This is a genomic window from Pseudomonas sp. GCM10022186 (assembly GCF_042656385.1).
Lineage (GTDB): Bacteria > Pseudomonadota > Gammaproteobacteria > Pseudomonadales > Pseudomonadaceae > Metapseudomonas.
This window is the reverse complement of record NZ_JBHSOU010000066.1, coordinates 166462-190513: the sequence shown is the minus strand read 5'-3', so window position 1 is coordinate 190513 and position 24052 is coordinate 166462. Positions and strand designations below refer to the sequence as shown.

At 63.1% G+C, this 24052-nt stretch carries 24 protein-coding genes and 2 pseudogenes; 10 read left to right on the top strand and 16 right to left on the bottom strand.

The window, feature by feature from the left end:
- The coding region (locus ACFPU0_RS24105) for a hypothetical protein (RefSeq protein WP_377695811.1) at positions 1–489 on the top strand (489 nt) is incomplete at its 5' end.
- 316 nt (positions 490–805) lie between these two features.
- Here the strand turns inward: ACFPU0_RS24105 and ACFPU0_RS24100 are convergent.
- Both ACFPU0_RS24100 and ACFPU0_RS24095 read right to left on the bottom strand, forming a co-directional pair.
- Positions 806–1495, bottom strand: a complete 690-nt coding sequence (locus tag ACFPU0_RS24100) for a LuxR C-terminal-related transcriptional regulator (protein ID WP_377695810.1) — start codon at positions 1493–1495, stop codon at positions 806–808.
- The gene (locus ACFPU0_RS24095) at positions 1480–1731 is read right to left on the bottom strand and encodes a transcriptional regulator (RefSeq protein ID WP_377695809.1); all 252 of its coding nucleotides are present in this window, start codon (positions 1729–1731) and stop codon (positions 1480–1482) included. Before ACFPU0_RS24095 ends, ACFPU0_RS24100 begins: the two co-directional genes overlap by 16 nt.
- Positions 1732–1746: 15 nt before the next feature.
- Between ACFPU0_RS24095 and ACFPU0_RS24090 the strand changes: the two are divergent.
- The 3 genes and pseudogenes from ACFPU0_RS24090 to ACFPU0_RS24080 form a co-directional block, all read left to right on the top strand.
- Positions 1747–1896 (top strand): annotated as a pseudogene (locus ACFPU0_RS24090) (helix-turn-helix transcriptional regulator); the annotation flags it as partial.
- A gap of 6 nt (positions 1897–1902) precedes the next feature.
- Positions 1903–2433: a S24 family peptidase gene (locus ACFPU0_RS24085; protein ID WP_377695808.1), complete on the top strand. Its 531-nt coding sequence runs from the start codon at positions 1903–1905 to the stop codon at positions 2431–2433.
- Between the two features lie 250 nt (positions 2434–2683).
- A complete protein-coding gene (locus ACFPU0_RS24080) occupies positions 2684–3577 on the top strand; it encodes a LysR family transcriptional regulator (protein WP_377695807.1) in 894 nt (297 codons plus the stop codon).
- A 34-nt stretch (positions 3578–3611) separates the two neighbouring features.
- Here ACFPU0_RS24080 and ACFPU0_RS24075 read toward each other — a convergent pair whose 3' ends face one another.
- The 5 genes and pseudogenes from ACFPU0_RS24075 to ACFPU0_RS24055 all read right to left on the bottom strand — a co-directional run.
- The gene (locus ACFPU0_RS24075; RefSeq protein ID WP_377695806.1) at positions 3612–4403 is read right to left on the bottom strand and encodes a carboxymuconolactone decarboxylase family protein; all 792 of its coding nucleotides are present in this window, start codon (positions 4401–4403) and stop codon (positions 3612–3614) included.
- Complete coding sequence (locus tag ACFPU0_RS24070) at positions 4381–4884, bottom strand: cupin domain-containing protein (RefSeq protein ID WP_377695805.1); 504 nt, start codon at positions 4882–4884, stop codon at positions 4381–4383. The genes ACFPU0_RS24075 and ACFPU0_RS24070 overlap by 23 nt, the downstream gene beginning before the upstream one ends.
- Positions 4885–4912: 28 nt before the next feature.
- Positions 4913–5650 (bottom strand): SDR family oxidoreductase, encoded by a 738-nt coding sequence (locus ACFPU0_RS24065; protein ID WP_377695804.1) that lies wholly within the window; start codon positions 5648–5650, stop codon positions 4913–4915.
- Positions 5651–5688: 38 nt separating this feature from the next.
- Positions 5689–6744 (bottom strand): alpha/beta hydrolase, encoded by a 1056-nt coding sequence (locus tag ACFPU0_RS24060; RefSeq protein ID WP_377695803.1) that lies wholly within the window; start codon positions 6742–6744, stop codon positions 5689–5691.
- A 75-nt stretch (positions 6745–6819) separates the two neighbouring features.
- Positions 6820–7152 (bottom strand): annotated as a pseudogene (locus ACFPU0_RS24055) (alpha/beta hydrolase); the annotation flags it as partial.
- A 1087-nt stretch (positions 7153–8239) separates the two neighbouring features.
- On the opposite strand from ACFPU0_RS24055, the gene ACFPU0_RS24050 reads away from it, so the two are divergent.
- The 3 genes from ACFPU0_RS24050 (at position 8240) to ACFPU0_RS24040 (ending at position 12044) form a co-directional block, all read left to right on the top strand.
- The gene (locus ACFPU0_RS24050) at positions 8240–9163 is read left to right on the top strand and encodes an alpha/beta fold hydrolase (RefSeq protein WP_377695802.1); all 924 of its coding nucleotides are present in this window, start codon (positions 8240–8242) and stop codon (positions 9161–9163) included.
- Positions 9164–9286: 123 nt separating this feature from the next.
- Complete coding sequence (gene phaC, locus ACFPU0_RS24045) at positions 9287–10972, top strand: class II poly(R)-hydroxyalkanoic acid synthase (RefSeq protein WP_377695801.1); 1686 nt, start codon at positions 9287–9289, stop codon at positions 10970–10972.
- A gap of 64 nt (positions 10973–11036) precedes the next feature.
- On the top strand, positions 11037–12044 hold the full coding sequence (locus ACFPU0_RS24040) for a hypothetical protein (RefSeq protein WP_377695800.1): 1008 nt from the start codon (positions 11037–11039) through the stop codon (positions 12042–12044).
- Between the two features lie 403 nt (positions 12045–12447).
- On the opposite strand, the gene ACFPU0_RS24035 is transcribed toward ACFPU0_RS24040, so the two are convergent.
- From ACFPU0_RS24035 to ACFPU0_RS23995, 9 genes are all read right to left on the bottom strand, one after another.
- The gene (locus ACFPU0_RS24035) at positions 12448–12756 is read right to left on the bottom strand and encodes a helix-turn-helix domain-containing protein (protein WP_377695799.1); all 309 of its coding nucleotides are present in this window, start codon (positions 12754–12756) and stop codon (positions 12448–12450) included.
- Positions 12753–13097 (bottom strand): toxin, encoded by a 345-nt coding sequence (locus ACFPU0_RS24030; protein WP_377695798.1) that lies wholly within the window; start codon positions 13095–13097, stop codon positions 12753–12755. The genes ACFPU0_RS24035 and ACFPU0_RS24030 overlap by 4 nt, the downstream gene beginning before the upstream one ends.
- A gap of 487 nt (positions 13098–13584) precedes the next feature.
- Positions 13585–14664 (bottom strand): AI-2E family transporter, encoded by a 1080-nt coding sequence (locus tag ACFPU0_RS24025; protein WP_377695797.1) that lies wholly within the window; start codon positions 14662–14664, stop codon positions 13585–13587.
- 99 nt (positions 14665–14763) lie between these two features.
- On the bottom strand, positions 14764–15573 hold the full coding sequence (locus ACFPU0_RS24020; protein ID WP_377695796.1) for a DUF4892 domain-containing protein: 810 nt from the start codon (positions 15571–15573) through the stop codon (positions 14764–14766).
- A gap of 162 nt (positions 15574–15735) precedes the next feature.
- The gene (locus tag ACFPU0_RS24015) at positions 15736–16599 is read right to left on the bottom strand and encodes an alpha/beta fold hydrolase (RefSeq protein WP_377695795.1); all 864 of its coding nucleotides are present in this window, start codon (positions 16597–16599) and stop codon (positions 15736–15738) included.
- Positions 16596–17399, bottom strand: a complete 804-nt coding sequence (locus ACFPU0_RS24010; RefSeq protein ID WP_377695794.1) for an alpha/beta fold hydrolase — start codon at positions 17397–17399, stop codon at positions 16596–16598. Before ACFPU0_RS24010 ends, ACFPU0_RS24015 begins: the two co-directional genes overlap by 4 nt.
- A gap of 84 nt (positions 17400–17483) precedes the next feature.
- Entirely contained in the window at positions 17484–18134 is a 651-nt protein-coding gene (locus tag ACFPU0_RS24005; RefSeq protein WP_377695793.1) for a LysE family translocator, read from the bottom strand.
- Positions 18135–18175: 41 nt separating this feature from the next.
- Positions 18176–18979: an AraC family transcriptional regulator gene (locus ACFPU0_RS24000; RefSeq protein ID WP_377695792.1), complete on the bottom strand. Its 804-nt coding sequence runs from the start codon at positions 18977–18979 to the stop codon at positions 18176–18178.
- 96 nt (positions 18980–19075) lie between these two features.
- Complete coding sequence (locus ACFPU0_RS23995; RefSeq protein WP_377695791.1) at positions 19076–19771, bottom strand: lipopolysaccharide kinase InaA family protein; 696 nt, start codon at positions 19769–19771, stop codon at positions 19076–19078.
- 225 nt (positions 19772–19996) lie between these two features.
- Between ACFPU0_RS23995 and ACFPU0_RS23990 the strand changes: the two genes are divergently transcribed.
- From ACFPU0_RS23990 to ACFPU0_RS23980, 3 genes are all read left to right on the top strand, one after another.
- On the top strand, positions 19997–20341 hold the full coding sequence (locus ACFPU0_RS23990; RefSeq protein WP_377695790.1) for a cupin domain-containing protein: 345 nt from the start codon (positions 19997–19999) through the stop codon (positions 20339–20341).
- Positions 20342–21160: 819 nt separating this feature from the next.
- A complete protein-coding gene (locus tag ACFPU0_RS23985) occupies positions 21161–22471 on the top strand; it encodes a nucleotide sugar dehydrogenase (RefSeq protein ID WP_377695789.1) in 1311 nt (436 codons plus the stop codon).
- 92 nt (positions 22472–22563) lie between these two features.
- Positions 22564–24045 (top strand): glycosyltransferase, encoded by a 1482-nt coding sequence (locus ACFPU0_RS23980; protein WP_377695788.1) that lies wholly within the window; start codon positions 22564–22566, stop codon positions 24043–24045.
- Positions 24046–24052: the final 7 nt, after the last annotated feature.

Genomic DNA, 24052 nt, shown 5'->3' with positions numbered 1-24052 from the left:
CTCGAAGCATTCCTCTGGAAGGTCGCGACCTGGCCCGTTTGCTTTCCGCGAACGCTCTGGCGAGTGCTACGCAACCCCATCGCCGTTTCGCTCTATACCCGACGGCAGCTCGAACAGCAGCCTGACCGGCGCTTCAGCGGCATGCTCAGCCCACCACTGATGCTGGCCCTGTCCATCGTCCTTGCCCATCTCCTCGGCTTCGCCATACCGGATCGACCTTCGCCATTGGTTTCCGGCGAGTTGCCGACGCTGCTGGTGCGCAGCTTCAGCTACGGCCTGTACGCGCTGATGCCGGCCATGGCCATGCTTTGCCGGCTCCTCGACTTGCCCCTGCTGCCGGCCACCTTCATCGCCATTTCCAGGTTCGTCGTCGCCACCCTGATCGTCCTGGCCCTGATGGATCTGCTCAGGTTCTGGCACCCGGGAAGCAAGCCATTGGCAGCGGGACGGACCCGGCGACTCTGCGTGAGGATCGCTTTCGGCTTTTGAAGGCGCAGGTGCACGGGAACCCTGAAACTCTGGGTATTGCGCTGGCCTTCAATCCGGACGCACTCGATGGCGGGGACTCGAACTTCATCGAGCAAGGGATGGCGCGAGGCAACGAAAGCGGGTGCACGGCCACCTCGGTTTCATCAGCTCCAACGGCACGGCTGCAGGCCAGAGCAAGAGCAAGAGCAAGAGCAAGAAAGAAGTAGGCAAACCGATATCCCTGAAGGAACCTGACCGAGGCGCGAAAATTGTCGCCGAGCAATCTGGTGACCATGTGGGATGCCCTGTGAGAGCGTTGTTCGAGCTGTGAGCCATCTCATATCGTTATTGGTTCGCCTGGCCATCGGCTACCCCCTTCCCCCTTCAACTCCCGCACGAACAACGCGAACAACTCCGACTGACTGCCAACCCCCAGCTTCTCGTAGAGATTCCGCCGGTGCACCTTCACCGTCCCCGGCGCGATCCGCAGCTGCTGCGAAGCCGTACGGTTCGAATGCCCCTCCAGCAGCAACCGCGCCACCTCACGTTCCCGCCTGGTCAGCACACCCCGGCCGAATCGCGCGACCACCTCACCCACCCTGTCGCCCAGGTCATCGGCAACATTCCGGCCGTTCCGCCGATGCGCCTCCCAGGCCGAACGCACCACCTGCTCCACCACCGGCGCCGCGCTGTGCAGCAACTGCCGCTCTTCCTCACTGGCAGCCACCGTACCCTGCAGCCGCATCAGCGACAGCACCGCCCTACCCTCCTCCCCCAGGCTGATGATGAAACCCAGCTTCTCGGACAAGGCCGGGTAGTCGCCCACGAAGGCAGGGCACAGGTCCGGCGAAAAAGTGTCGAACAGCGTCTGCGGCGGATGGCGCCGTTTATAAATGAGCAGTGCGAAGTGGTCGGTGAAGGTCAGGCGTTTCAGCCAGTCGGTGAGCGCCTGCAGTTGCGGGTGGCCGGGCGGTTGCGCCAGTACATCGGCAACGTCTCGGGTCCATTCGGTCAGCTGTCCGTGCATTGGTTCAAGTCCCAGTCTTCAGACGTATTCGACTCGCAGGGATATAGATCCGGCCGCAATTCATACCTTGTCACTCGTGCGGCTACTGCTGCCTCTATCTGCAAGACACGCTCCGCGGGCACATGCCCCGTTGCGCACATCCGCTGTACTGCTTGAGGTGTGCAACCAAGCGCCCTCGCCAAAGCCGACTGACCACCAGCCGCCTTTGCGGCGCGTTGAGCGGGGTTCTCTTTCACTGATCACCTCCATCCCTGGAATACAGCTCAAACTTACAAACCAAAGGCCAACAATCCGAACTGAGCAGATTGGTGGGCGTTACACCGCAATCCGTTCAGGCATGGGAGTCCGACAAGAACACTCCCCGCCCTGGAAGGCTCGGTGACATAGCTGCGGCGTTGGACGTGCCGGTGTCAGCTCTGGTTGATCGAGATGGGCCCGAAACGGACCCAATCTCCCCACGCGGCTTGCCGAGCAACGACTCAAGGGGAGCCGCACGAGCAGCCTGTCCAAAGGACGGCGAGATTCTGATTCAGAAGTATGAGCTGGACAGAAACTCGGAAACCGGCCAAGTACCAGTTGACTACGCCGAGCTGGTTAGCAGCATCGCCCTCTTCGAGCAGCAGCTCGAAAGATTGGGGCTCGGCTACACCGCCCCCGCCAACCTTTCCATCATCACTGCCTGGGGCCAGTCGATGAGGGGAACCATCAGCGACAAGGACCTGGCCCTGATCGATCGCGGCATCAATGAATACGTCGGCGATGGCATTTATCTCATCACCTGGGCGGGGCATTTGTTCCTCAAGCGCCTTCAACTGGCGGGTGCCGATCAGCTGGAGCTGATATCGGATAGTCCGGCTCACAAAACGCGAACCGTGGCCATGGACGACGTGAAAATCCATGCCAGGGCGGTGCTGGTTTGGAAGGCGAGCAGGCCTTAGGTATCCAATTCGTCGAGCTGTCCACCTTCGAGTGCCATTCCGGGCGGATTTACTTCGCCTACTCTAAACGCCCAGCTCTGGCCGGTTTCTGCCTGCCGTCAGCGACAACTGCGGGTCGACTTCTGCCGGTCATGATCGGCAGAGATCGGCCAGAAGCTGACCTTCAGCGTAGAGATCTGCCCATTAGCTAAAGAACTACTCGTCTCGCTAGATGGCATAATCGCACCAGACTCATAACGGGTGCACATGAATGGCCACTGAAAGCTATGACCAGCTCGCGATTTTCTCGGTCGTGGCTCAGGAGCGCAGCTTCACTCGCGCGGCGGCCAAACTCGGCATGTCGCAGCCTGCCTTGAGTCGTGCCATGCGCCAATTGGAGGAGCGATTGGGCGTCCGGTTGCTGGCACGTACTACGCGCAGTGTTTCCCCCACGGAGGCGGGCGAGCACTTACTGCGGGTGGTCACACCCAGGTTCGAGGAAATCAACAATGAGCTGACGCTGCTCAGCGAGTTCCGCGACAAGCCGGCGGGCAAGCTGCGTATCACCGCCGGCGAACACTCGGCCATCACTATCCTACAGCCCGTGCTGGCCAAACTGTTGCCGGAGCATCCCGATCTCAGTATCGAGATCATCGTGGACTATGGCCTGACCGACATCGTGGCGGAAGGCTACGACGCCGGTGTCCGGCTGGGTGAGCAGGTCGCCAAGGACATGATCGCCGTTCGCATCGGCCCCGACATGCGGATGGCAGTTGTCGGCTCCCCAGAGTATTTCGCCCGGAATCCGAAACCCAAGATTCCACGCGATCTCATGCAGCACAACTGCATCAACCTCCGGATGCCGACTTACGGCGGAATCTTCCCCTGGGAATTTGAGAAGAAGGGGCAGGAGCTGAAAGTCCGTGTCGAGGGCCAACTGGTGTTCAACAACATCGCTATGCGCCTGGAAGCCGTCCTCAAGGGGCTCGGGCTGGCCTACATGCCTGAAGACCTGGTGCAGGCGCATGTGGACGAGGGGCGGTTGATTCGCGTGCTCGCGGACTGGTGCGAGCCGTTTTCCGGCTACCACCTCTACTATCCCAGCCGGCGCCAAGCGTCTCCGGCCTTCACGTTGTTCCGTGATGCGCTGCGCTACTCCGGCTAATGTGCCGCTCATTCGCCAGATAGCGCAGCCTCACTCATGAACGCCCGGCAGCTCCGGCCACTTGGGTCTCCAGCGCTTCGCGGGCACGCTGAGCTGCTTCGGCATCGCCATGGTCGGCCAGCACCTGGATCAGCTGACGCAACTGCGAGGCGGCGAGTCCTACACGCATGCTGGCGGCCATGTGCGAGCGCAGTTGCGCCTCTACGCCAGGCGTCGCGGCCAGTGCGCCAACCGTCGCCAGCTCACGACTCTGCCAGTCCAGATTGTCGCGCTCGAAAATGGCGCCGAACAGATGCGCCTGTAAGTACTGGTTGATGACGGGGGCAAAGTCGAACAGCGGACCCTGGACGGGCGCACCCGCAATACGGGTCTGGTTGGCCTTGCCCACGGCCACCAGTTCGTCGCCAGTGGGAATGTCAGTACTAGGCTCTCGCCCTGGGGCGTCCTGAATCCCGCGCTGCTTGCGCGCCTCCACCACCTTCATCAGCTCACTCAATGCGTTGAGGCTGCGAGGAAAGCCGGTGTAGGCATAGAGCTGCACCAGGATCTCCTTGGCCTCGCTGATAGTCAGACCTGCATCCAGACCTTGGTTCAGCGCGGCATTGAGCTTGGGCATGTTGCTGGTCGCCATGGTCGCGGCGATCAACGGGATGGCCTGCTGCTTGGCGGACAGGGTTTCGGATGCGGGCTGTGAATTGGACATGGGACGCGCCTCCGCGGAGTTCTGGGCAGCGTGACTCGGCGAAATCGCTAACCCCACGCACAGCGCGAATGCCACTGCCAGCACTCCCGGCGTGAAGCGATTAGCGTGCGTTGTATTGATCATCGGTGACTTTCTCCAGCCATTGAACGCTCTTGCCATCCACCGCGCCGGTCACGGCAAGGTGGGTCATTGCGGTCGACGGTGCGGCACCGTGCCAGTGCTTAACCCCCGGTGGGCAAACGATCACGTCGCCCGGATGGATTTCCTGCACAGGTTTGCCCCATTCCTGAGTCAGGCCCACGCCGGAAACGACCACCAAGCGTTGTCCTGCGGGATGTGTGTGCCAGGCCGAGCGCGCACCAGGTTCGAAGGTGACATAGGCGCCGGATGCGTTGATCTCACTGGTGGCGGTAAACAACGGATCGACGCGCACCCGTCCGGAGAAGTAGTCCGCTGGCCCCACTGCCGAAGCTTGACTACCTGCGCGGGTGATTTGCTGGGCCGATTGAGCGGCCAAAGATTCACTGCGGTTGTCAGATTGGCTGGCGGCACTGGCGAAGGGAGTCGCGGCGCACACCGCCAGCCCCAACAAGGTCTTGTTCATGATGAAGGGTCCTTCAGGGTGATTGGCCTCATAAATCCTGCTTCGTGGGACGGAACAGGATCTCGTTGATATCCACATCCTCGGGTTGACTCATCGCGAACAGAACGCAGCGGGCGAAGCTCGAAGCCGGAATGGCAGTGGCCTCGTAGAACTGCGCGACGCCCTGAGCGATACCTTCAGCTTTCACCGATGCAGGCAATTCCGTATCCACCGCACCCGGTGACAGGATGGTGGTGCGGATGTTGTAGGGCTTCACTTCCTGACGTAGCCCTTCGGAAATCACGCGTACCGAGTGCTTGGTGGCCGAGTAGATGGCAGTACCCACACCGACCCTATGGCCGGCTACGGACGCAACGTTGATGAACTGGCCGGAGTTCTGCGCCTTGAAATGGGGCAGCGCAGCAGCAATACCCCACAGGACGCCCTTGATGTTGACGTCGATGCATTGATCCCACTCATCGAGGCGCAGCAGTTCCAACGGCCCGAGCGGCATCACGCCTGCATTGTTGATCATCACGTCGATTCGCCCGAAGGTTTTCACCGCGTGATTGACAAAGGCCCCGACCTGATCGCGTTCGGCGACGTCCACCTTGAAGACGGTGCAGTTCTCGCTGCCCAACTCCTGCGCGAGCGCCTCCAGCCGATCCAGACGACGCGCACCGAGCGCCACCTTGGCGCCCGCCTTTACGAGATGGCGGGCGGTTTCAGCGCCAAGGCCGGAACTGCCACCTGTGATGACGACTACCTTACCTGCGACATTTTCCATTGCGATCTCACCTCATTATCCCCAATAGGAATCTGTGCTCAGAGCGTCCTGGCGTAGAAGGCTGTCAGCTTGTCCATTGCGGCATCCACGTACTTGGGAACCCAGTAGGTCTCGATATGCGTGGCTCCGTCGACCTTGAACAACTCCTTGTCCTTGGTACCGCTGGCCTTGGCAAAGGCCTGCTCTGACATGTACAGGCTGTCGGCCTTGCTGCCCGCGATCATCAGCAACGGCTTGTCGATCAGTTCGATCTCATCGGTGGCATCGAAGCTCATCAGGTCCAGCAGGCTGCTGAGTGTGTACTTCCCGCTGGAGTTCGGATGGGCGTGGGTCTTGCCGTAGTAGACCAGTCCTTGGCGATACAGCTCGAAGGGTAGCTTGGCGATTTGTTCGTCGGTCAGCTGTACGTCATTGGCGTAAAGAACCTTCCCGCCTGCTGCCTCCTGGGCGCGGGCGGCCGAAGCCTGCTGCAAACGCTCCTGGATGGTCGACAGTTGCGAATCCATGTAGCCGTTGCGGCGAACCTGTCCTGAGTTGAACATGCTCAGGGTCGCAATCGACTGAAAGCGCTTGTCGGTTTGCGCCGCTTTCAGCGAATAGCCGCCACCGCCACAAATGCCGAGCAAGCCCAGGCGCGCACTATCGACGCCCGGATATTGGGCGATGTAGTCCGCCATTCCGTGGATGTCCTCGACGCGGTAGGCAGGTTTGTCCACATAGCGTGGCTCACCGCCACTCGCACCTTGATACGCTGCATCCGCCGCGATGGTGATATAGCCCTGGTCTGCCAGTCGTTGCGCATACAGCCCGGCGACCTGTTCCTTCACCCCACCATTCGGATGTGCCACAACGACTGCGGGATACTTCTTCCCCGGCTCATAGTTCGCAGGGGTGTAAACGTTGGCGGAGATGTCCAAGCCGTTGAGCTTGTACGTGACCGTGTGGACGTTGATCTTGCCCGGTTCGTTCTTCGTAATCGCACCGTCGTAGGCGAAGGTGAACGGGTTCTGCTTGTAGTCCGCCGCCACAACCTCGGCCGCCGACATTCCGATCATGGCGGCCATCAGGGTGGCCTTTATCGTTGGTCGATTCATGAGTACTCCTGCCAATTGCTACTTCTGAAGGGGCACGGCAGCTATCGCCGCAGTGGTGGATCAATCCAGGTCAATCCCTCGCGCGCCGTCTGCCGTCGTCTCCCAGGACGTCGCGGATTGCCCGGCCCTATGCCACATGACGATGGGCAACGGTCGAGCGTGGGCCGGCACCTGATAGAACGCATACACGTGATCGCCGTGATAGCTCTAGCCATCGGGCTTCATCGGTAGAAAGGGATCAAAGCTGCCCGGCTGAGTGAATGCCCCCACCGCAATCAGGCTGCCCTGACTCTCGATGGTCAGCGGGCCGGGCTCGGTAGCGCTGGCCGTCGTACAGATAGCCAGAGTGAGACAAAGAGATTCCGCCCTGGCTGCGGTTCCGCACTTGAGAAGGGTGCTTGGGGGCATGCGTTGCTCTCGGCCTGAAATTCCTGAGATACAACCTAACCCTCAACGATTAATTGATAAATGGCACTAATTGGATAGCACTGATATCAATTAATAATAAATGACCACGGCCAGCTTTAAATGATTGCTCTGAGCTGGAAGCTGGCGGGTGGGCGTCTGCTCCTGGCCGGTTTCTGCCTGTTGCGACCGACCGCTTCGGGTCGACTTCTGCCGATCACGACCGATAGAAACCGGCCACGAGCGGAAGTCTAGAGTGGAGAAAATAAATCTTTGGTCCACTTTTGCCATTGTCGAAAGGAAAGACGCAAAGGAACGAGTCCCGGGAACGTGGCGGAGCATCAGGAATGTGTATTCAGACACCGTGAGTGAGATCGGCAACCCTCACCCCTGCCCTCTCTCAGAGGGAGCCGTCCACGCTAGAGGTGGGCAGCGATTGCTCGAAATTGGCCCGTAGGGTGCGCCATGCGCACCGACTGATACCCAGGCTCCGAGATCAACTCCGCTCGGTGCGCGCGGCGCACCCTACTATCGACTTCCGCAATGCTGTGTCAGCGTCCCGATACAGAACGCACACAGCCGGGACTGCCAGGGCCGGAAATCCCCTTCCGGTTCCGCCAACCTGCACAGAAGTGCCCCCATGACCAGTGGAGTCTGCAGTTTTTCGAGTTATAGCCACGGCTAGGGACAAATCTCCCGCCCACTGCTGCGGGCTTCTCCGCTTCCTTCACGACGGCGCGTAGTCGATCCACGACAAATGCTCGCCCGAAATCGCCACAGCCTTCTCCGGGAAACGACGATGGTGGCGTTTCGACCGAGCCAGCATAGTTGAACTCCCCACAGCTTTCGTCCCTCGTGAGGCCAAGGGAAGTCGAACCGCGCATGCCGGGCACACAGGTGTTCTCACCGCCCCGGTGCCCAGAAAGGACTCATGCCATACGACTTTCGCGGCTCATCGAAAGTAACCAGGTAGTCAACTCATTCGCTTGGCACTCGTATGTCAGGCCGAGGCGTTCTGCTGTCTGTGGAATAGCCCTGCGAACAGCTGCTCCGGCTGTCCGCTCAGCCCAATCCGTGCGAGAGAAAATCCATGAAGCCGGAAACCGCCATCGTCGACATTCACAGGAAGTACAAGGTTCATACGGAGCGTTACGGTAACCCCGCCGCCAGGAAGACCATCATTCTGGTCAACGGCGCGTTCGCGACCACCGCATCGTTCGCCCAGACGGTGCGTTACCTGCAGCCGCGGTTCAACGTGGTGCTCTACGACCAGCCCTACGCCGGCCAGTCGAAACCGCATAACTGCCCGGGTCGGCCAATCAGCGAGGAAGACGAGGCAGAGATTCTGCTGGAATTGATCGAAAGGGTCGCCGCCGACCATGTGCTGTCCTTCTCCTGGGGTGGCGCGGCTACCCTGCTGGCGCTGGCCCAGCGGCCGCGGCGGATCGAGAAGGCGGTGATCGCTTCATTCGCCGCGCGGATCAATCAGCCAATGCGCAACTACCTGGAGAGCGGCCTGAACGTGCTGCAGACCTGCGACCGCATCAAGGTGGGCCGCCTGATCAACACCACCATCGGCAAGCACCTGCCGCCGCTGTTCAAACGCTTCAATTTCCGCCACATCAGCAGCCTGGCCGAACACGAATACCGGCAGATGCACGCTCATTTCAATGAGGTGCTCGAGCAAGGTACCCAGCGCTATGTCGCCTGCGCCGCCGCTATCGATATTCCGCTGCTGTTCGTCAATGGCGAATGGGACGAGTACACCTCGGCGGGGGACGCCCGCCTGTTCGCCGACCATGCCCATCAGTGCCAGTTCCGCACCATCCGCAACACCGGACACTTCCTCGATATGGAACACAAGGAGGCCTGGCAAGCCACCCGGCAGGCCTTGCTCGGCTTTCTGCAGCCGGATTCCGGCCTGATCAAGCCGGCCAGCGCGCGGCCGCTGGACGGTCGACACCGCTACGCCGCCAGCGACCGCGTACTCAGGGTACGGCGCGCAGCTCCCTGACCCATTGGCGGGGGTGTGCCGCTGGGGCGACGGTTCGCCCGGCAGATGGATGCACCCGCGCAGCCCCTGGTTCAACCCCTTTTCGATTCGGCTCCCCGGCGGGAGGAAGACGGAGTATGGTCCATGCGAAATAAACCAGCAGCGGGCACCTTGCCTGAACCCGCGACCCTTGTGACAGCAGAAGAAGGCTCCACCCCCGGCCTGCGCGGCCGGGCTATGTTCTCCACCCTGCGCACCCTGGCGCTGCAGGGCCTCAGGCAACCGGTGCACAGTACCCGACATGTCCTGGCCCTGGGTGGCCAACTGGGTCGCGTGCTGCTTGGCGACACACCGCACCAGCCCCCTGTCCAGGATGCGCGTTTCCAGGACCCGTCGTGGCGCCTCAATCCCTTCTACCGCCGTGGCTTGCAGGCCTATCTGGCCTGGCAGAAGCAGCTCAACGCCTGGATCGACGAGAGCGATCTTTCGGCCGATGACCAGGTCCGGGCACGTTTCATCGTGACGCTGCTCGGCGATGCGCTGTCACCCACCAACGGCCTGCTCAACCCGGCGGCGCTCAAGGAGATGTTCAACACCGGCGGGCTCAGCCTGTTCCACGGCCTGCGTCACCTCGCGGACGACCTGCTGCACAACGGCGGCATGCCCAGCCAGGTCAGCAAGGCGGCTTTCGAAGTCGGCCGGAACATCGCCACCACTCCCGGTGCCGTGGTGTTGCGCAACGACCTGCTGGAGCTCATCCAGTACCAGCCGATGAGCGAGAAGCAATACCGGCAGCCGCTATTGATCGTCCCGCCGCAGATCAACAAGTACTACATCTTCGACCTCAGCCCGGAGAAGAGCTTCGTGCAATACGCGCTGAAGAACGGCCTGCAGGTGTTCATGGTGAGCTGGCGCAACCCGGACGCACGCCATCGCGAGTGCGGCCTGTCGAACTACGTGGAGGCGCTGAAAGAAGCGCTCGATGCCTGCCGCGCCATCACCGGCAGCAAGGCGGTCAACCTGGCGGGCGCCTGCGCCGGCGGCCTGACCATCGCCGCCCTGCAAGGCCACCTGCAGGCCAAGCGGCAGTTGCACAAGGTGGCCAGCGCCAGCTATCTGGTGAGCCTGCTGGACAGCCGGGTGGAGAGCCCGGCCGCGCTGTTCGTCAACGAGGAAACCCTGGAGGCGGCCAAGCGCCGCTCCTATCGCCGGGGCGTGCTGGACGGCCGCGACATGGCGAGGGTATTCGCCTGGATGCGACCCAACGACCTGGTCTGGAACTACTGGGTCAACAACTACCTGCTCGGCAAGCAGCCGCCGGCCTTCGACATTCTCTACTGGAACAACGACAACACCCGTTTGCCGGCTGCGCTGCACGGCGATTTTCTCGACCTCTTCAAGCACAACCCGCTGACCCGCAGCGGCGGCCTGGAGATCTGCGGCACCCCAGTCGACTTGCGGAAGGTCACGGTGGACAGTTTCAGCGTCGCCGGCACCAATGACCATATCACCCCCTGGGACACGGTCTACCGCTCGACCCTGCTGCTCGGTGGCGAACGACGCTTCGTGCTGTCCAACAGCGGGCATATCCAGAGCATCCTCAACCCGCCCGGCAACCCCAAGGCCAACTACCTGGAGAACGGCAAGCTGTCTTCCGACCCGCGCGCCTGGTATTTCGACGCGCAGCAGCACAACGGCAGCTGGTGGCCGGCGTGGCTGGACTGGATTCAGGCGCGCTCCGGAGCTCAACGCGAAACCCTGGCGGCCCTGGGCAATCAGGACCATCCACCGCTGGAGGCCTCGCCGGGCACCTACGTGCATGCAAGCTGAGCCCCGAAACGCCGATCGGTTTTCCTGCACCTTGGCCTCCGGCGAGATCGCCCAGGACCTTGGCGTGCGCTACCTGCTGGAAGGTAGCGCGAGACGCGCCGCGGGGCGCGTGCGCATCAACGCCCAACTGGTCGATGCGCTGAGTGGCGATCATCAATGGGCGGAACGCTTCGATCGCAGCCTGGAAGATATCTTTGCCGTTCAGGACGAGGTCACCGGCAAGATCGTCGAGGCGTTACTCGGCCGGCTGCGTGCTCCACCGCCGCGCAATCGGCCCAGGAACCTCGAGGCCTACGATCTCTGCGTGCGGGCCCGCAAGCTGATCGATGATTCGCCGCAGACGGCGCGGGAAGCGCATCTGAAGCTCACGCGCGCAGTAGCGCTCGATCCGGAATACGCCGAGGCCTATCGCTGGCTTGCCATGAACCACTGGATGGGTTGGGTGCATTGGGGCGAACCGATCGAACCTACCCGTAGCATTGCGTTGGAACTGGCGCGCAAAGCAGTGGCGATCGATCCCAACGATGCCGGTTGCCGTTGGGTCCTGGCCAACCTGCTTGCCTATGAGCGCTGCTTCGCCCAGGCGGATTCGGAGTTCACCAAGGCGATCGAACTCGATCCGAACGAGGCCGATATCTGGGCGACCTTATCCGACATCGCCGTCCTGGCCGGGCATGTCGAAGAGGGTCTTGAGCACATTCGCAAGGCGTTCCGGCTGAACCCGTTTCCGGCAAGTTGGTACTACCTCACCCTCGGCCAGGCGCAATATGCGGCCGGCGAATACGAAGCTGCCATCGAGACCCTGCGCAGGGACGAGACCTACCGTACAAGCTCACGCCGTTTCCTGGCGGCAAGCCTTGCCCAATCGGGCCGGATCGATGAGGCGCGCACAGAGGTTGAACTGTTCCTCGTCGGCAACCCGCATTTCACAATCCATCACTGGGCCACAATCGAGCCATTGCGCGACAAGCGACGTTCGAACCTTTCCTGGATCGCTTACGCGAGGCCATGCCGGCCCCGTGAAATTCCTGCACAACCGCGCAAACGGGTTGTTACAGCGCTGGCTGAATGACTGTGAAAGGCACGATTTCTGCCGGTCACGGCCGGCAGAGATCGGCCAGACGCGGTCGTATGAATCGTTCAGTCCTCATTCGGATGCGTCGGCGTTGCCAGCACTTTCCGATAGAAGGCCAGATCCAGCCAGCGTCGGCAGAGGCTCTGGGTCCTGGAGGGCGAATTGGAAGTGAGCTACGCGGCGCACGATTGCGGGCGGTGTCGTTACCTGCTGAACATCCTGCATGAATAGGCGACCCACAGCCCCACTCCGTAGATGTCCAGTTGAAAAGCGAAAGACCTCCGCAAATGGCTGCCAGTTGCCTCTCGAAAGCGACCTCTGGCTAGCGGCTGCTTTCGACCCACTCATTGCCCTCGTGTGTAGGACAGAAGGGCCGCTACACATGCCCTCGTCGGCTGGATCAGGCGAGTTCCTGGATCAACTCGGGGTGCTTGCCAAGGAGGCGAATCAGGACGGTGGCCTGGTCGTTCGGGGTGGAGCGGCCCTGTTCCCAATTCTTCAGGGTGGCCGGCTTGGCGTGCAGGGCATGCGCGAACACCGCCTGGGACATCTTGAGCTTCTTGCGGACAGCCTGGATTTCCTGGCCAGTGGCTGGCACAAGAGGCTTGGCCTCTACCTTGTGGGTGCGCAGGGTCAACTTGCCTTGGCGTTCCGCGGCCAGGTCGTCGAAGCCTTGCATGAGTTCGGCAAAAATATCGCGCTTGGTCATGGGGTCGTTCTCGCTTTGACTTCTCTTTCCAGCGCCGCTTTCAGTGCCTTGCGCTGGTCGTTGCTCAGGTCGTCCAGTTCGTCCTTGTCATAGACGGTGAAGAGCCAGAATTGCGTGCCGGCGTGCCAGTAGTAGTAGATGACCCGGATACCGCCACGCTTGCCCTTGTTGCGCTTGGGATCAGCAAAGCGGATTTTCCGTAGTCCCCCGGTATGAGCAATCACCACCCCGGCTTCGGGGTCATTCAAAAGCATCTGCTGGAACGCGCGGTATTCGTCGTCGTCCAGGTAGTCTTTGCGTTGCCGTTCAAAGGTCGTGAGTTCAACGAAGAGTGCTTTCATGCATTCATGCGCAATTTGCGTATAGCTTCAGTTGCACTCACTTTGCGTGTCAAGCGAGGTGCCAACCAGTTCGAGGGCTATTCGTCCGATCTTGCCGGGTTGGTCCGGTTTCACGAAGCGCCGATTCTAGCGCTCGTTTGGATGCCCATCTTATTTCGACGATTGATTCGGTGTTCGATTGGGCTCGTTCCTACGGACCGCAAGGCGGGCATCGTTGAGTCAGGCGATAGCGGTTACTCACTCACGCCACTGGGTATCGAGCTATCGGAAACGTTCGCGCCGCTCTATCGCTTTGCGGGCAAATGGGCAGACCATCTGCAACGGGAGTCTAGATAACCGCCCTCGCAGACACGACGCTGCGCAGACAGCCAACAGTCATTCAAGGAAGGTTGCTGTTCCGGGGTCCGTGGGGGCTGTCCGTACCGGCATGGCGGTTCGTGCCCAGCCCTGACCATCAGCACGAATGACAACAGGCCCCCCGTATTCCTCAGGATGGCCGGTTCTCCTTCTCGACAGCTTCCTTCGGCACCACCAGCTGGGGCTGCCCGATCCAGTCGGAGATCAGGCTATAGGCCACGGCCAGCAGGGTCGGGCCGAGGAACAGGCCCATGAAGCCGAAGGCGAGGATGCCGCCGAACACCCCGAGCAGCACCACCACCAGCGGCAGGTTGCCGCCGCGGCTGATGAGGTAGGGCTTCAGCACGTTGTCCACGCCACTGATGATGAACATGCCCCAGATGCCGAGGAACACGGCGTAGCCGTAATCACCGTGCCAGACCAGCCAGGCGGTGGCCGGCACCCAGACCAGCGGCGGGCCCATGGGAATCAGGCTCAGTGCGAAGGTGACGATGCCGAGCACCAGGGCGCCGGGCACGCCGGCGATCCAGAAGCCGATCAAGGCCAGCAGTGCCTGGGCGGCGGCGGTGCCGATCACGCCGTTGACCACTCGCTGCACGGTGCCGGCCACCAGCTCCAGGTAGTGCTCGGCACGATCGCCGATCAACCGCTCCAGGGCACGCTCGACGAAAACCGCCATGCGCGGGCCATCGCGGTAGAAGAAGAACACCAGCACCAGGCTCAGCACCAGTTCCACCATGCCGCCGCCCACCTGCGCGGTGCGCGCCAGCACCCAGTTGCCGGCCTGGCCCATGTAGGGCTTGAGGCTGGCGAAGAACGCCGCGCCCTGGGCATCGATCGAGTGCCAGGCGCGCACCAGGCGCTCACCCACCAGGGGTATCTGCGGCAGCCAGTCCGGTGGCGGCGGCAGGCCTTCCACCTGGACGTCCTTCACCAGTTCGGTGGCATCGCGCACATGCTCGGCCAGGTTGCTCACCAGCCACACCAGGGGCAGCGCCACCAGCAGCATCCAGCCCGCGGTGAGCAACGCCGCGGCAGTGGATTCGCGACCTTTCAGCGCATTGCTCAGCAGGCGCATCAGCGGCCAGCTGGCGAAGGCCAGCACCGCGGCCCAGAACAGTGCCGACACGAAGGGGGCGAGCACCCAGAGGCTGGCGCCGAGCAAGGCCAGCAGGAGTATCTGCACCAAAAGTCGGTCGTTGTTGAACATCCGTGGATCACTCCGGCTTACATGAGGGAAAAGCCCTGCCTGCCGCCCTGCAGCACGCATCCGGCAGACACAAGCATAGAGACTGATGTCGAGTGTTTCTCAGCGCAGCAGGTTCAGATGCAGGCCGGGCTCACCGCCCTCGCCCAGTTCCAGCCGCGAAGCACGCACCCCCTGCTCCACCAGAGCCTCGCGCCAGGCCTCGGCACCGGGGCCGGAAAGGCTGATGCGCAGGGTGCTGTCGAGGTTCAGGCAGCGTGCCAGCAGGGTCGCCCAGGCGGCCGGCGGTTCGGCGGGCAGGCGCACCAGGTGCAGTTCGCCGCTGCTCTTGAGCTCACGCATCAGGGTGTCGGGCGTGGGCAGCAGCTCGCCCAGGGGGGTACTGGCGTCCAGTTGCTCGGCATGCAGGTAGGCCCGGCGATTGCCGCGGGTGATGCTGTAGAGCGCCAGCAGGCTGTCCTGGTGCGGTTCGGCCAGGCGCAACAGGAGGTAGGCCTGCTGCTCGTCCGGGCCGTAGAGTTTCGAGTTGCCGAAGATGGCATTGGCCCAGAGGCTGCTGGAGCCGCAGTCACGTCCCTGGCACCAGTAGAGCAGCTCCGCGCCGCCGGCCAGCAGGTCCTGGCGGGCACGATCGAAGGCGTCGGTGGAACTGTGGCCGGCGGGCAGGCGGTAGGTCACCGAGGTCTGCTTGCCCTCGGCATCCACCTTGCGCTCCATGCGCAGCTGGTTGCTGATGCGGCGGATCGAGCTTTGCGGGTAGACCCGCTCCTGATCGGGGGACTCGCTGAAATCGGTGATCTCGGCGTGGGGGAAGCGTGGCAATGCCGCCAGGTCGTGGCTGTCGGGCAGGTCGCCAGCCTGGACGGATGCGGCCAGCAGCAGGCCGAGAAGAAGGGTGAGGCGCATGCGCATCCTTATCGATGAGTCCCGGAGTGAGCAGTCTGGACCAGCTTCGCGTCCTTTTCCTGCCGATGGCCTCCGGCCGCCCTGCCCTGCGCGCCCTTTCCGCGATGGTCGTCCATACCCCTGCTCCTTGACCAAAAGCCGCCAGCCTTCCCGGTTGGCGGGTGCAAGTCAAGGAATCGCGAAGAAGGGATTGAAACAGTCTGCTACGGCCTGTGCGCCCGCCTCGTCATCCAGATGCAGGTGGTGCTTGCCGGGGAGGAGGCGAACGTCGAAGGACAGCCCCTCCATGAGGCTGGAGAATTTCGGCTCCACATGCAGCAGGCCCTCCTCCGCCAGCACCAGCATGGCCGGGCACTGCACCGCCCGGGCGAAGGCCACGGCATGGGCACGGGTCATGCGCAGCGGCGATGGCAGGGTCAGGCGGCTGTCGGTGCGCCAGGTGTAGCCGCCATGCACCGGCATCAGCCCGCGCCGGGCCAGGAGTTCGGCAGCTTCGCGGCTGACCGCGCCGGTGCCGCGCATGCGCGCCTGTACCGCGCGGTCGATGTCGGCGTAGACCGGCTTGCGCTTGTCCGGCAATGCCAGCTGTGCCCGCAGGGCCTCACCCAGCTTCGCGGGCGCCTGTTCGGCTTCGCCCGTGTAGGGCATCAGACCGTCGATCAGCGCCAGGCGCTCGACCCGCTCCGGCATGGCCGCGGCCAGCATCACCGAAACGATGGCGCCCATGGAGTGCCCCAGCAGGGAAAAGCGTTCCCAGCCCAGTTGTTCGGCCACCAGCAGCACATCGGCGGCGTAATCCCAGAGCAGGTAGCTGGCTCCCGGCGCGCGATGGGCCGAAAGGCCGTGGCCGGCGAAGTCCAGGGCGACGATACGCAACCCCGGCAGGCACGGCGCCAGGCGGGCGAAGCTGTTGGCGTTGTCGAGCCAGCCATGCAGGGCGATCACCGGCTGTCCGTCTTCCGGACCGTAGAGGTGCGCGGCCAGCTCGATATGGGGCAGGTTGAGGCGGATTTCTTCGACCTGGGCACTCATGCGCGGGGCTCCTGTCGGCGGCCGCTCCAGCGACCGATAAGGGTTTTGAGCAGATCGGCGGTTTCCCCGGGGCGTTCGAGGGGGAACATGTGTCCACCCGGCAGCGACAGATACTCCCCTTGCGGCACGCGTTTCACCAGGCGCGCATGGTGCGGCAGCACCACGCGGCTGTGACGCCCGCGCACCAGGGCCAGGGGCACTTCGAGCTGCTGCGGGCGCCCCGGCGTGCGGTGCGGCACGCTGCGATAGATGCTGATTTCGGTGGCCGCATCGAACTTCAGCCGCAGGGTTTCGCCCTGGCGCGCCAGGCCGTGCCGGACGTAGGCGTCCAGGCAGTCCGGGTCGAAGCGGCGGAACAGGGTCTTGCCGGCGAAGTAGTCGCGGGCTTCGTCGAAATCGCCGAACTCCTCGCGGCGGCCCAGGGTGCGGCCGGCGGGGGTGATGCGGTCGATGAAACCGAAGCGTTTGGCGGCGCGGATGACGATGCGGTCGGCCAGGGTCAGCACCGGGGAGTCCAGCATCACCACGCCGCGATAGAGGTCTGGCCGGCGCAGGGCCGCGTGGAAGTGCAGGACGCCGCCGAGGGAATGGCCCAGCCCCCACACCGGCTCACCACGTGCCTGCAGGTGGTGGATGAGCTCGTCCACCAGGTTCTCCCAGTTGTCGTTCACCGGGAAGCGCGGGTCATGGCCGTGCTGCTCCAGGTGCTCGATGCGGAAGTCCGGGGCCAATGCGGCGAAGAGCTTGCCGTAGGTGGCCGAAGGAAAGCCGTTGGCATGGGCGAAGAATATGGTGTGCATGGCGTCCGGCTCGTCGGGGAATGCCGGGATTGTCCGGCAGCCCCGCGCACGCGGCAATGACCGTAACCGCCAGTGATGATGGCTCTATTGCCAAACTCCGGGCGCCAGCAGGCGCCCCACCAGCCCCAGGGCCACCAGCAGGAACACCAGCCCGCAGGCCAGGTCGATGGCCGGCGCGGCGCGCAGCAGCAGCTGCTGGTTGCTGCCACGGGTGAGCACCAGGCCCAGCAGGCTGAACCAGGCCAGGCCCATGCCGAAGAGGATGGCGGCGGCCCCCAGCTTGCCGGCGACGGACATGTCCGCCGGGATCAGCCCCGACAGCAAGGCGAGGAAGAACACCAGGGCCTTGGGATTGAACAGGTTGGTGGCCAGCCCGCGCAGCCAGGGCCCCAGGGCTGACGGCGCCAGTGCGCCATCCAGGCTCCCACCGCCGCCTTCCCCGCGCTGCCGCCAGGCCCGCACCGCGCCGACGCCGAGCCAGCCGAGGTAGCTCGCCCCCACCAGCTGGAGCAGATCGAACAGGATGGGCGAACGGCTGACCAGCAGCGCCACGCCGGTCAGCACCAGGGTGCCGTGGATGAGGATGCCGCAGGCCAGGCCCAGGGCGCTGAGCAGGCCGGCGCGGCGGCCCTGGTGCACGGCGGTGCGCACCACCAGCGCGACGTCGGGGCCGGGGCTGACCAGGGCGACGGCGAACACCGCCGCCAGCGACAGCAAGACGGAAGTCTCCTGCATGGAAGTTCTCCAGGATAGTGGGGGTTCAGCGGGGATCGGGGTCAGCGGTTGCGCAGCCTGGCCGGTGGCACACCATAGGTGCGGCGGAATAGCCGCGAGAAGTGCGCCTGGTCGTAGAAGCCAAGGTCCAGGGCCACTTCGCTCAGGTTTTCACCACGCAACACCCGTGGCAGCGCTCGCTCCAGGCGCAACTGGGTCAGCCACTGGTGCGGCGGAAGGCCGCACTGGCGGTTGAAGCGGCGCAAGGCCTGCCAGGGGCTGAGGCCGCAGAACGCGGCCAGCTCCTCCAGTGAAGGCGGTGCATCCAGGCGCGATTCCAGCCAGTCCCGCAGCTGTTTCCAGGTTCGCGTATCGAAGCCCTGCTCCGGCTCGCGGATGCGCAAGGTGGAGCCCTGCTCCAGCAACTTGGCCAGTGCCGACCAGAGCCGGCTTTCCTGCTCCAGCCGCGAGCCCTCCAGCAGCGCGGCGTGCAGCCCCTGCAGCTCACTGCGCAGGGCGGCGTCGCGGAGGATGCTTGTGGTCAGCCGCGGCGCGCCCTGGCGGTCGTCGCTGAGGCTGCGGCTGGCGTCGTCCAGCCACTGCGGATCGAAGGCCAGTACGCGGAGCTGGTAGCCCTGGCCATCGACGCCGGCGCCGTCGTGGATCTGCTCGGGGGCCATCAGCAGTACATCCCCGGCGCCGGCCTGGTGGCTTTCGCCCTGGTGCAGGTAACGCTGCCGACCGCGCACCAGCAGCCCCAGGTGGTACTCCAGGTGGAAGTGCCGGGGGAAGCTGAAGCGCTGATACTCGGCGTCGATCAGGCGAACGCCGGGCAGGTAGCTGGGAATGTGATTGCTCTGGTCCATGGGCGCCACTTTACTCCGTGGTACGTCGCGCTTCTTGGACAAAATTGCAGGGCCGGGCGGCAACCGCGAACCCCTTCGCGATCGGCCGCCGGTCATTCAACGCACGTAGTCGCTTTCCATGACCTCCCGGTAGGCGCTGGCGAAGGCCTTCCAGTCGTCATCCGGCATCGGCTTGCGGTGCTGCTTGAACTGCTCGAAGTCATGCAGGGACGCGCTGTGGGCGGTCAGGCGATGGCAGCTCTTGGCCAGGCCCAGCAAGGCGATCTCCACCTTCTTCTCGCGCTCGCCGCTGACCTTGACGAAGATGTTCTTCGGGTAGAGCCGGCCATGCTCCCAGCCGGCGCGGTGCATGCGCCCGATTGTGTTGGCCAGTTGCTGGATCAGCTGCTGGCGGAGCCCGGGCGATGCCGGCTGGCCATACCATTCCTCGAGGCTGATGAAGCCATCCAGGCTCTCGGTGACGAGCAGCGCCTGCCATTCGGTCTCGGTCTTGCGCGCGGCGCTGTATACCACCTTGGGCACGCGAATGCCCAACTGGGCCAGGGCCTGCATGGCCTTCATCTCATGGAGGATGGTCGGCTCGCCGAAGGGATGGACCAGATCGCGGTGGAAATGGTTGATCTGGCGCTTGCTGTACAGCACCTGGCCGTCCGGGGCATGCAGGCGCTGGATCCCGCTCTCGCCGCTGAGCAGCTGGTCCTGGGAGTCGAACCATTCGCCGTAGGTGTCCCACCACTTGTCGAAGCTGCCATCCGAGGCGACGTTGTCATGCCTGAACCACTGGGTGTTCATGGGAGCACCTCCTTGCGGAGCGACCGCCCCACAGGGTTACTGCCGAGGCAACCCGTCGCGGGCCGCCGCCTGAGGCCGGAGACCTGACCCCTGGAATTCAACTTAGCGCCCTTTTGCGACTTCTGCCGGCGCGTATACAGGCACCTCGGGGTCGAATCCAGACAACTCCCGGCACGACATTAGACCTATGGTGACGGACCTTTCATCAGATCGATTGGAGCTGAAATGTCCGACTTCATCACCGTTCTGCGCGAAACCTGCCCCACTCCGGTGGTGGATGCCACCAAATGGAAGCGCATCGGCGGCGACCCGCACACCGTCAACCTCAATGCCTACGTCTCCCAGGACGGCAGCAAGATCATGGGCACCTGGATCTGCACCCCCGGCAAGTTCGAGGTGAACTACGAGAAATGGGAGTTCTGCCACTTCCTGGATGGCTACTGCATCATCACCCCGGAAGGCGAGGAGCCCAAGCACCTGAAGGCCGGTGACGTGTTCGTCATCGAACCCGGGATGAAAGGCACCTGGGAAGTGGTGGAGACCGTGCGCAAGTACTTCGTCTTCGCCTGAGGCGTCGATCCCGGCACGAGCGGGCGACCGAAGCGAATCAGAAAGGCCGGACCTCGTTCCGGCCTTTTTCGTTTGAACTTGGGAAACCACGTCCTTGGGGCGTGCTCATGAGTCAGCGGCTCTGCCCGTGACGATTCGAATACCCAGGCCAGCAGGATGAAGCCGATGCGGTAGGGTGCACCGTGCGCACCGGCGGTTTGACGTGGTGCCGAAGCCGATCCCGGAATCGGTGCGCGCAGCGCACCCTAGGGTCCAGGCCAGGCGAAAGGGGGCGGTCTTGTGCACGGGGAGGATTCGCCCCCTTCCAGGGGGCTAGCGCAAGTCCAGGTTCTACGAACGTGGATTTTTACTCCTGTGTCCATCCATTTGTTTCATGTCGGATACAACTCAGGAAAAAACGCCAGCCAGGAAGAAGCACTATCTCTCAAGCCCCTTATCAATCGGACGCTTGAAAAAATCCAACACTTTCATGGCGCCAAAATAATCCCACAAAATCTCCAGAGTTATCGTGATCGCGAATCCTTCAAGCAATCCAGCGGGCAAGCCAAAAACCACAAGAAAACTAACAAAAACATTAAATATCAATAATTTATAAATTCAAATTTAGCAATAAAGATCATAGCCATTCGTTTCAAGAACGGCGACACATAGCCTGAACTTAAATCTTCGGCCGCCTCTCACATATCTCACGAACCGCGAACCCGCCATGAAGACCACAGCTCGAAGTTCTCCCGCAGACAAGGGCAGAACGGGAAGCAAGAGGTTTCTTATTGCCCAGCGGTTTGGGTATTGGGAAAAAGTGGAGCGAGGAGAACAGGAATGCGAATCAGCATTTTCGGACTCGGCTATGTAGGAGCCGTCTGCGCGGGTTGTCTCGCCGCCCGCGGGCATCTGGTAATCGGCGTGGATGTGTCGGCCATCAAGGTCGAGCTGATCGACCAGGGCAAGTCGCCCATAGTCGAGCCGGGATTGCAGGAACTGCTGCAGGAGGGGATCCGGAACGGCCGGTTGCGCGGTACCACCGACGTGTATGAGGCAATCGCCGCCAGCGACCTGTCCCTGCTCTGCGTCGGCACGCCGAGCAAGAAGAATGGCGACCTGGCGCTCAACTTCGTCGAAGCCGTCTGTCGCGAGATAGGTTTCGCCCTGCGCGACAAGGCCGAGCGCCACACGGTAGTCGTACGCAGCACCGTGCTGCCGGGCACCGTGAAGAACGTGGTGATCCCGATCCTCGAGGACTGCTCCGGCAAGCAGGCCGGCATCGATTTCGGCGTCGCGGTCAATCCCGAATTCCTGCGCGAAAGCACGGCTATCCAGGACTACAACTTCCCGCCCATGACGGTGATCGGCGAACTGGATCGCGACTCCGGCGACCTGCTGCAGTGCCTCTACGAGGAACTCGATGCCCCCATCGTGCGCAAGAGCATCGATGTCGCCGAGATGATCAAGTACACCTGCAACGTCTGGCACGCGACCAAGGTGGCCTTCGCCAACGAGATCGGCAACATCGCCAAGGCGCTCGGCGTCGATGGCCGCGAGGTGATGGAGGTGATCTGCCGGGACCAGCGGCTGAACCTGTCCCGCTACTACATGCGCCCGGGTTTCGCCTTCGGCGGCTCCTGCCTGCCCAAGGACGTGCGCGCCCTCACCTACCGCGCCGGGCAACTGGACGTGGAGACGCCGCTGATCGGCTCGCTCATGCGCAGCAACGCCGGCCAGGTGCAGAAGGCCTTCGACATCATCGCTGGCCACGACAGGCGCAAGGTCGCCCTCCTCGGCCTGAGCTTCAAGGCCGGCACCGACGACCTGCGCGAGAGCCCGCTGGTGGCGCTGGCGGAAATGCTGATCGGCAAGGGTTTCAACCTGCGCATCTTCGACGCCAACGTCGAGTACGCGCGGGTCCACGGAGCGAACAAGGACTACATCGAATCGAAGATTCCCCATGTGTCCTCGCTGCTCCACAGCGATTTCGAGGGTGTCATCGAACACGCGGAAATCATCGTGCTCGGCAATGCCGACGAACGCTTCCGCGACCTCGTGCGCAACGTGCCCGAGGGCAAGCACATAGTCGACCTGGTGGGTTTCATGGAGCACGCCAGCGACGGTTGCAGCGAAGGCATCTGTTGGTGAGTTGAACGGCGGTGGCGCGCTCCCGGATGGCCCTGAACGAATTGGCGATTCGGCAGCTCGCCTTGTCTGAACCCCATGATGGACACGGAACGATGGAAAGGCTCACCCAGGGTGTGATCAATGCCGCCGGCTGGCTGTTCTACCTCAGCCTGCTCATGGGCCTTGCCCTGGCCGTGCCGCAGACCCTGTTCGACCCGCTGTCGAAGGACTTCGTCCTGCTGCTCGGCGCCGTCGGCATCTGGCGCTACTCCATGGGCTTGGTCCACTTCGTGCGCGGCCTGCTGTTCCTCTACCTGGTGTTCCCACGCTATCGGCGCCGGGCGCGGCGACTGATGAAGGAAGTGGCCCTGCCCCACGTCTGCGTGCTGGTCACCAGCTTCCGCATCGACGCCCTGACCACCGCCCAGGTCTACCGCTCGGTCATCGAAGAGGCCATCGCCTATGGCCACCCGGTGACACTGGTCTGCTCCATAGTCGAGCTGTCCGACGAGATGCTGGTGAGGAGCCTCTGGGCCAGGTGCGAGCCGCCGGCACGGGTCAAGCTGCACTTCGTGCGCATCGCCGGCACCGGCAAGCGCGACGGCCTGGCCAACGGCTTCCGCGCCATTTCCCGGCATCTGCCGGACGCGAACGCGGTGGTGGTGGTGGTAGACGGCGACAGCGTCCTCGAACCCGGGGTCTTCGCCAGGACCGTGCCCTATTTCCAACTCTTCCCCAGGATGGGCGGGCTCACCACCAACGAGTTCTGCGAGGTCCGTGGCAGCTACATCATGAGCGAGTGGCACAAGCTGCGCTTCGCCCAGCGCCACATCAACATGTGCTCCATGGCGCTGTCCAGGCGGGTGCTGACCCTGACCGGGCGGATGTCGGTGTTCCGTGCCAGGGTAGTGACCGACCCGGAGTTCATCGCCGACGTGGAAAGCGACCATCTGGACCACTGGCGCCTGGGTCGCTTCCAGTTCCTCACCGGCGACGACAAGTCCAGCTGGTACAGCCTGATGCGCCTGGGCTACGACACCTTCTACGTGCCGGATGCGGCGATCAACACGGTCGAGCACCCGCCGGAGAAGAGCTTCTTCAAGTCCAGCCGCAGGCTGATGTTCCGCTGGTACGGCAACAACCTGCGGCAGAACGCCCGGGCGATGATGCTCGGCCCGGGAAAGCTCGGCTGGTTCGCCAGCCTGGTACTGCTCGACCAGCGCATTTCCATGTGGACCTGCCTGCTCGGCCTGACGGTGGCGATCATCGCCAGCCTCAAGTACAGCATCGCCTACCTGCTGATCTACCTGCTGTGGATCGGCATGACGCGGCTGATCCTGGCGCTGCTGCTGTCGGTCACCGGCCACCCCATCGGCCCCGCCTATCCCGTGCTCCTTTATTACAACCAGCTGGTCGGCGCCCTGGTGAAGATCTACGTGTTCTTCCACCTCGACCGGCAATCCTGGACGCGCCAGCAGACCACGCTCGAGCGTGACCTCGGCCGCTTCCAGCACTGGTTCAACACCTGGTCATCGCGGTCCATGACCTTCTCGGCCACCAGCCTGTTCGTCGCCACCCTGCTGCTGGTGGTCTGAGCCGCGC

Bases quoted from the DNA above. Each gene is read 5' to 3' on its own strand.
- ACFPU0_RS24010 (WP_377695794.1), bottom strand. From the start codon at position 17,399: ATGCACACCATATTCTTCGCCCATGCCAACGGCTTTCCTTCGGCCACC.
- ACFPU0_RS24000 (WP_377695792.1), bottom strand. From the start codon at position 18,979: ATGGACCAGAGCAATCACATTCCCAGCTACCTGCCCGGCGTTCGCCTG.
- ACFPU0_RS24035 (WP_377695799.1), bottom strand. From the start codon at position 12,756: ATGACCAAGCGCGATATTTTTGCCGAACTCATGCAAGGCTTCGACGAC.
- ACFPU0_RS24075 (WP_377695806.1), bottom strand. From the start codon at position 4,403: ATGATCAATACAACGCACGCTAATCGCTTCACGCCGGGAGTGCTGGCA.
- ACFPU0_RS23980 (WP_377695788.1), top strand. From the start codon at position 22,564: ATGGAAAGGCTCACCCAGGGTGTGATCAATGCCGCCGGCTGGCTGTTC.
- ACFPU0_RS24050 (WP_377695802.1), top strand. From the start codon at position 8,240: ATGAAGCCGGAAACCGCCATCGTCGACATTCACAGGAAGTACAAGGTT.
- ACFPU0_RS23985 (WP_377695789.1), top strand. From the start codon at position 21,161: ATGCGAATCAGCATTTTCGGACTCGGCTATGTAGGAGCCGTCTGCGCG.
- ACFPU0_RS24065 (WP_377695804.1), bottom strand. From the start codon at position 5,650: ATGGAAAATGTCGCAGGTAAGGTAGTCGTCATCACAGGTGGCAGTTCC.
- phaC (WP_377695801.1), top strand. From the start codon at position 9,287: ATGCGAAATAAACCAGCAGCGGGCACCTTGCCTGAACCCGCGACCCTT.
- ACFPU0_RS24025 (WP_377695797.1), bottom strand. From the start codon at position 14,664: ATGTTCAACAACGACCGACTTTTGGTGCAGATACTCCTGCTGGCCTTG.
- ACFPU0_RS24005 (WP_377695793.1), bottom strand. From the start codon at position 18,134: ATGCAGGAGACTTCCGTCTTGCTGTCGCTGGCGGCGGTGTTCGCCGTC.
- ACFPU0_RS24070 (WP_377695805.1), bottom strand. From the start codon at position 4,884: ATGAACAAGACCTTGTTGGGGCTGGCGGTGTGCGCCGCGACTCCCTTC.
- ACFPU0_RS23995 (WP_377695791.1), bottom strand. From the start codon at position 19,771: ATGAACACCCAGTGGTTCAGGCATGACAACGTCGCCTCGGATGGCAGC.
- ACFPU0_RS24020 (WP_377695796.1), bottom strand. From the start codon at position 15,573: ATGCGCATGCGCCTCACCCTTCTTCTCGGCCTGCTGCTGGCCGCATCC.
- ACFPU0_RS24100 (WP_377695810.1), bottom strand. From the start codon at position 1,495: ATGCACGGACAGCTGACCGAATGGACCCGAGACGTTGCCGATGTACTG.
- ACFPU0_RS24080 (WP_377695807.1), top strand. From the start codon at position 2,684: ATGGCCACTGAAAGCTATGACCAGCTCGCGATTTTCTCGGTCGTGGCT.
- ACFPU0_RS24015 (WP_377695795.1), bottom strand. From the start codon at position 16,599: ATGAGTGCCCAGGTCGAAGAAATCCGCCTCAACCTGCCCCATATCGAG.
- ACFPU0_RS24030 (WP_377695798.1), bottom strand. From the start codon at position 13,097: ATGAAAGCACTCTTCGTTGAACTCACGACCTTTGAACGGCAACGCAAA.
- ACFPU0_RS24060 (WP_377695803.1), bottom strand. From the start codon at position 6,744: ATGAATCGACCAACGATAAAGGCCACCCTGATGGCCGCCATGATCGGA.
- ACFPU0_RS23990 (WP_377695790.1), top strand. From the start codon at position 19,997: ATGTCCGACTTCATCACCGTTCTGCGCGAAACCTGCCCCACTCCGGTG.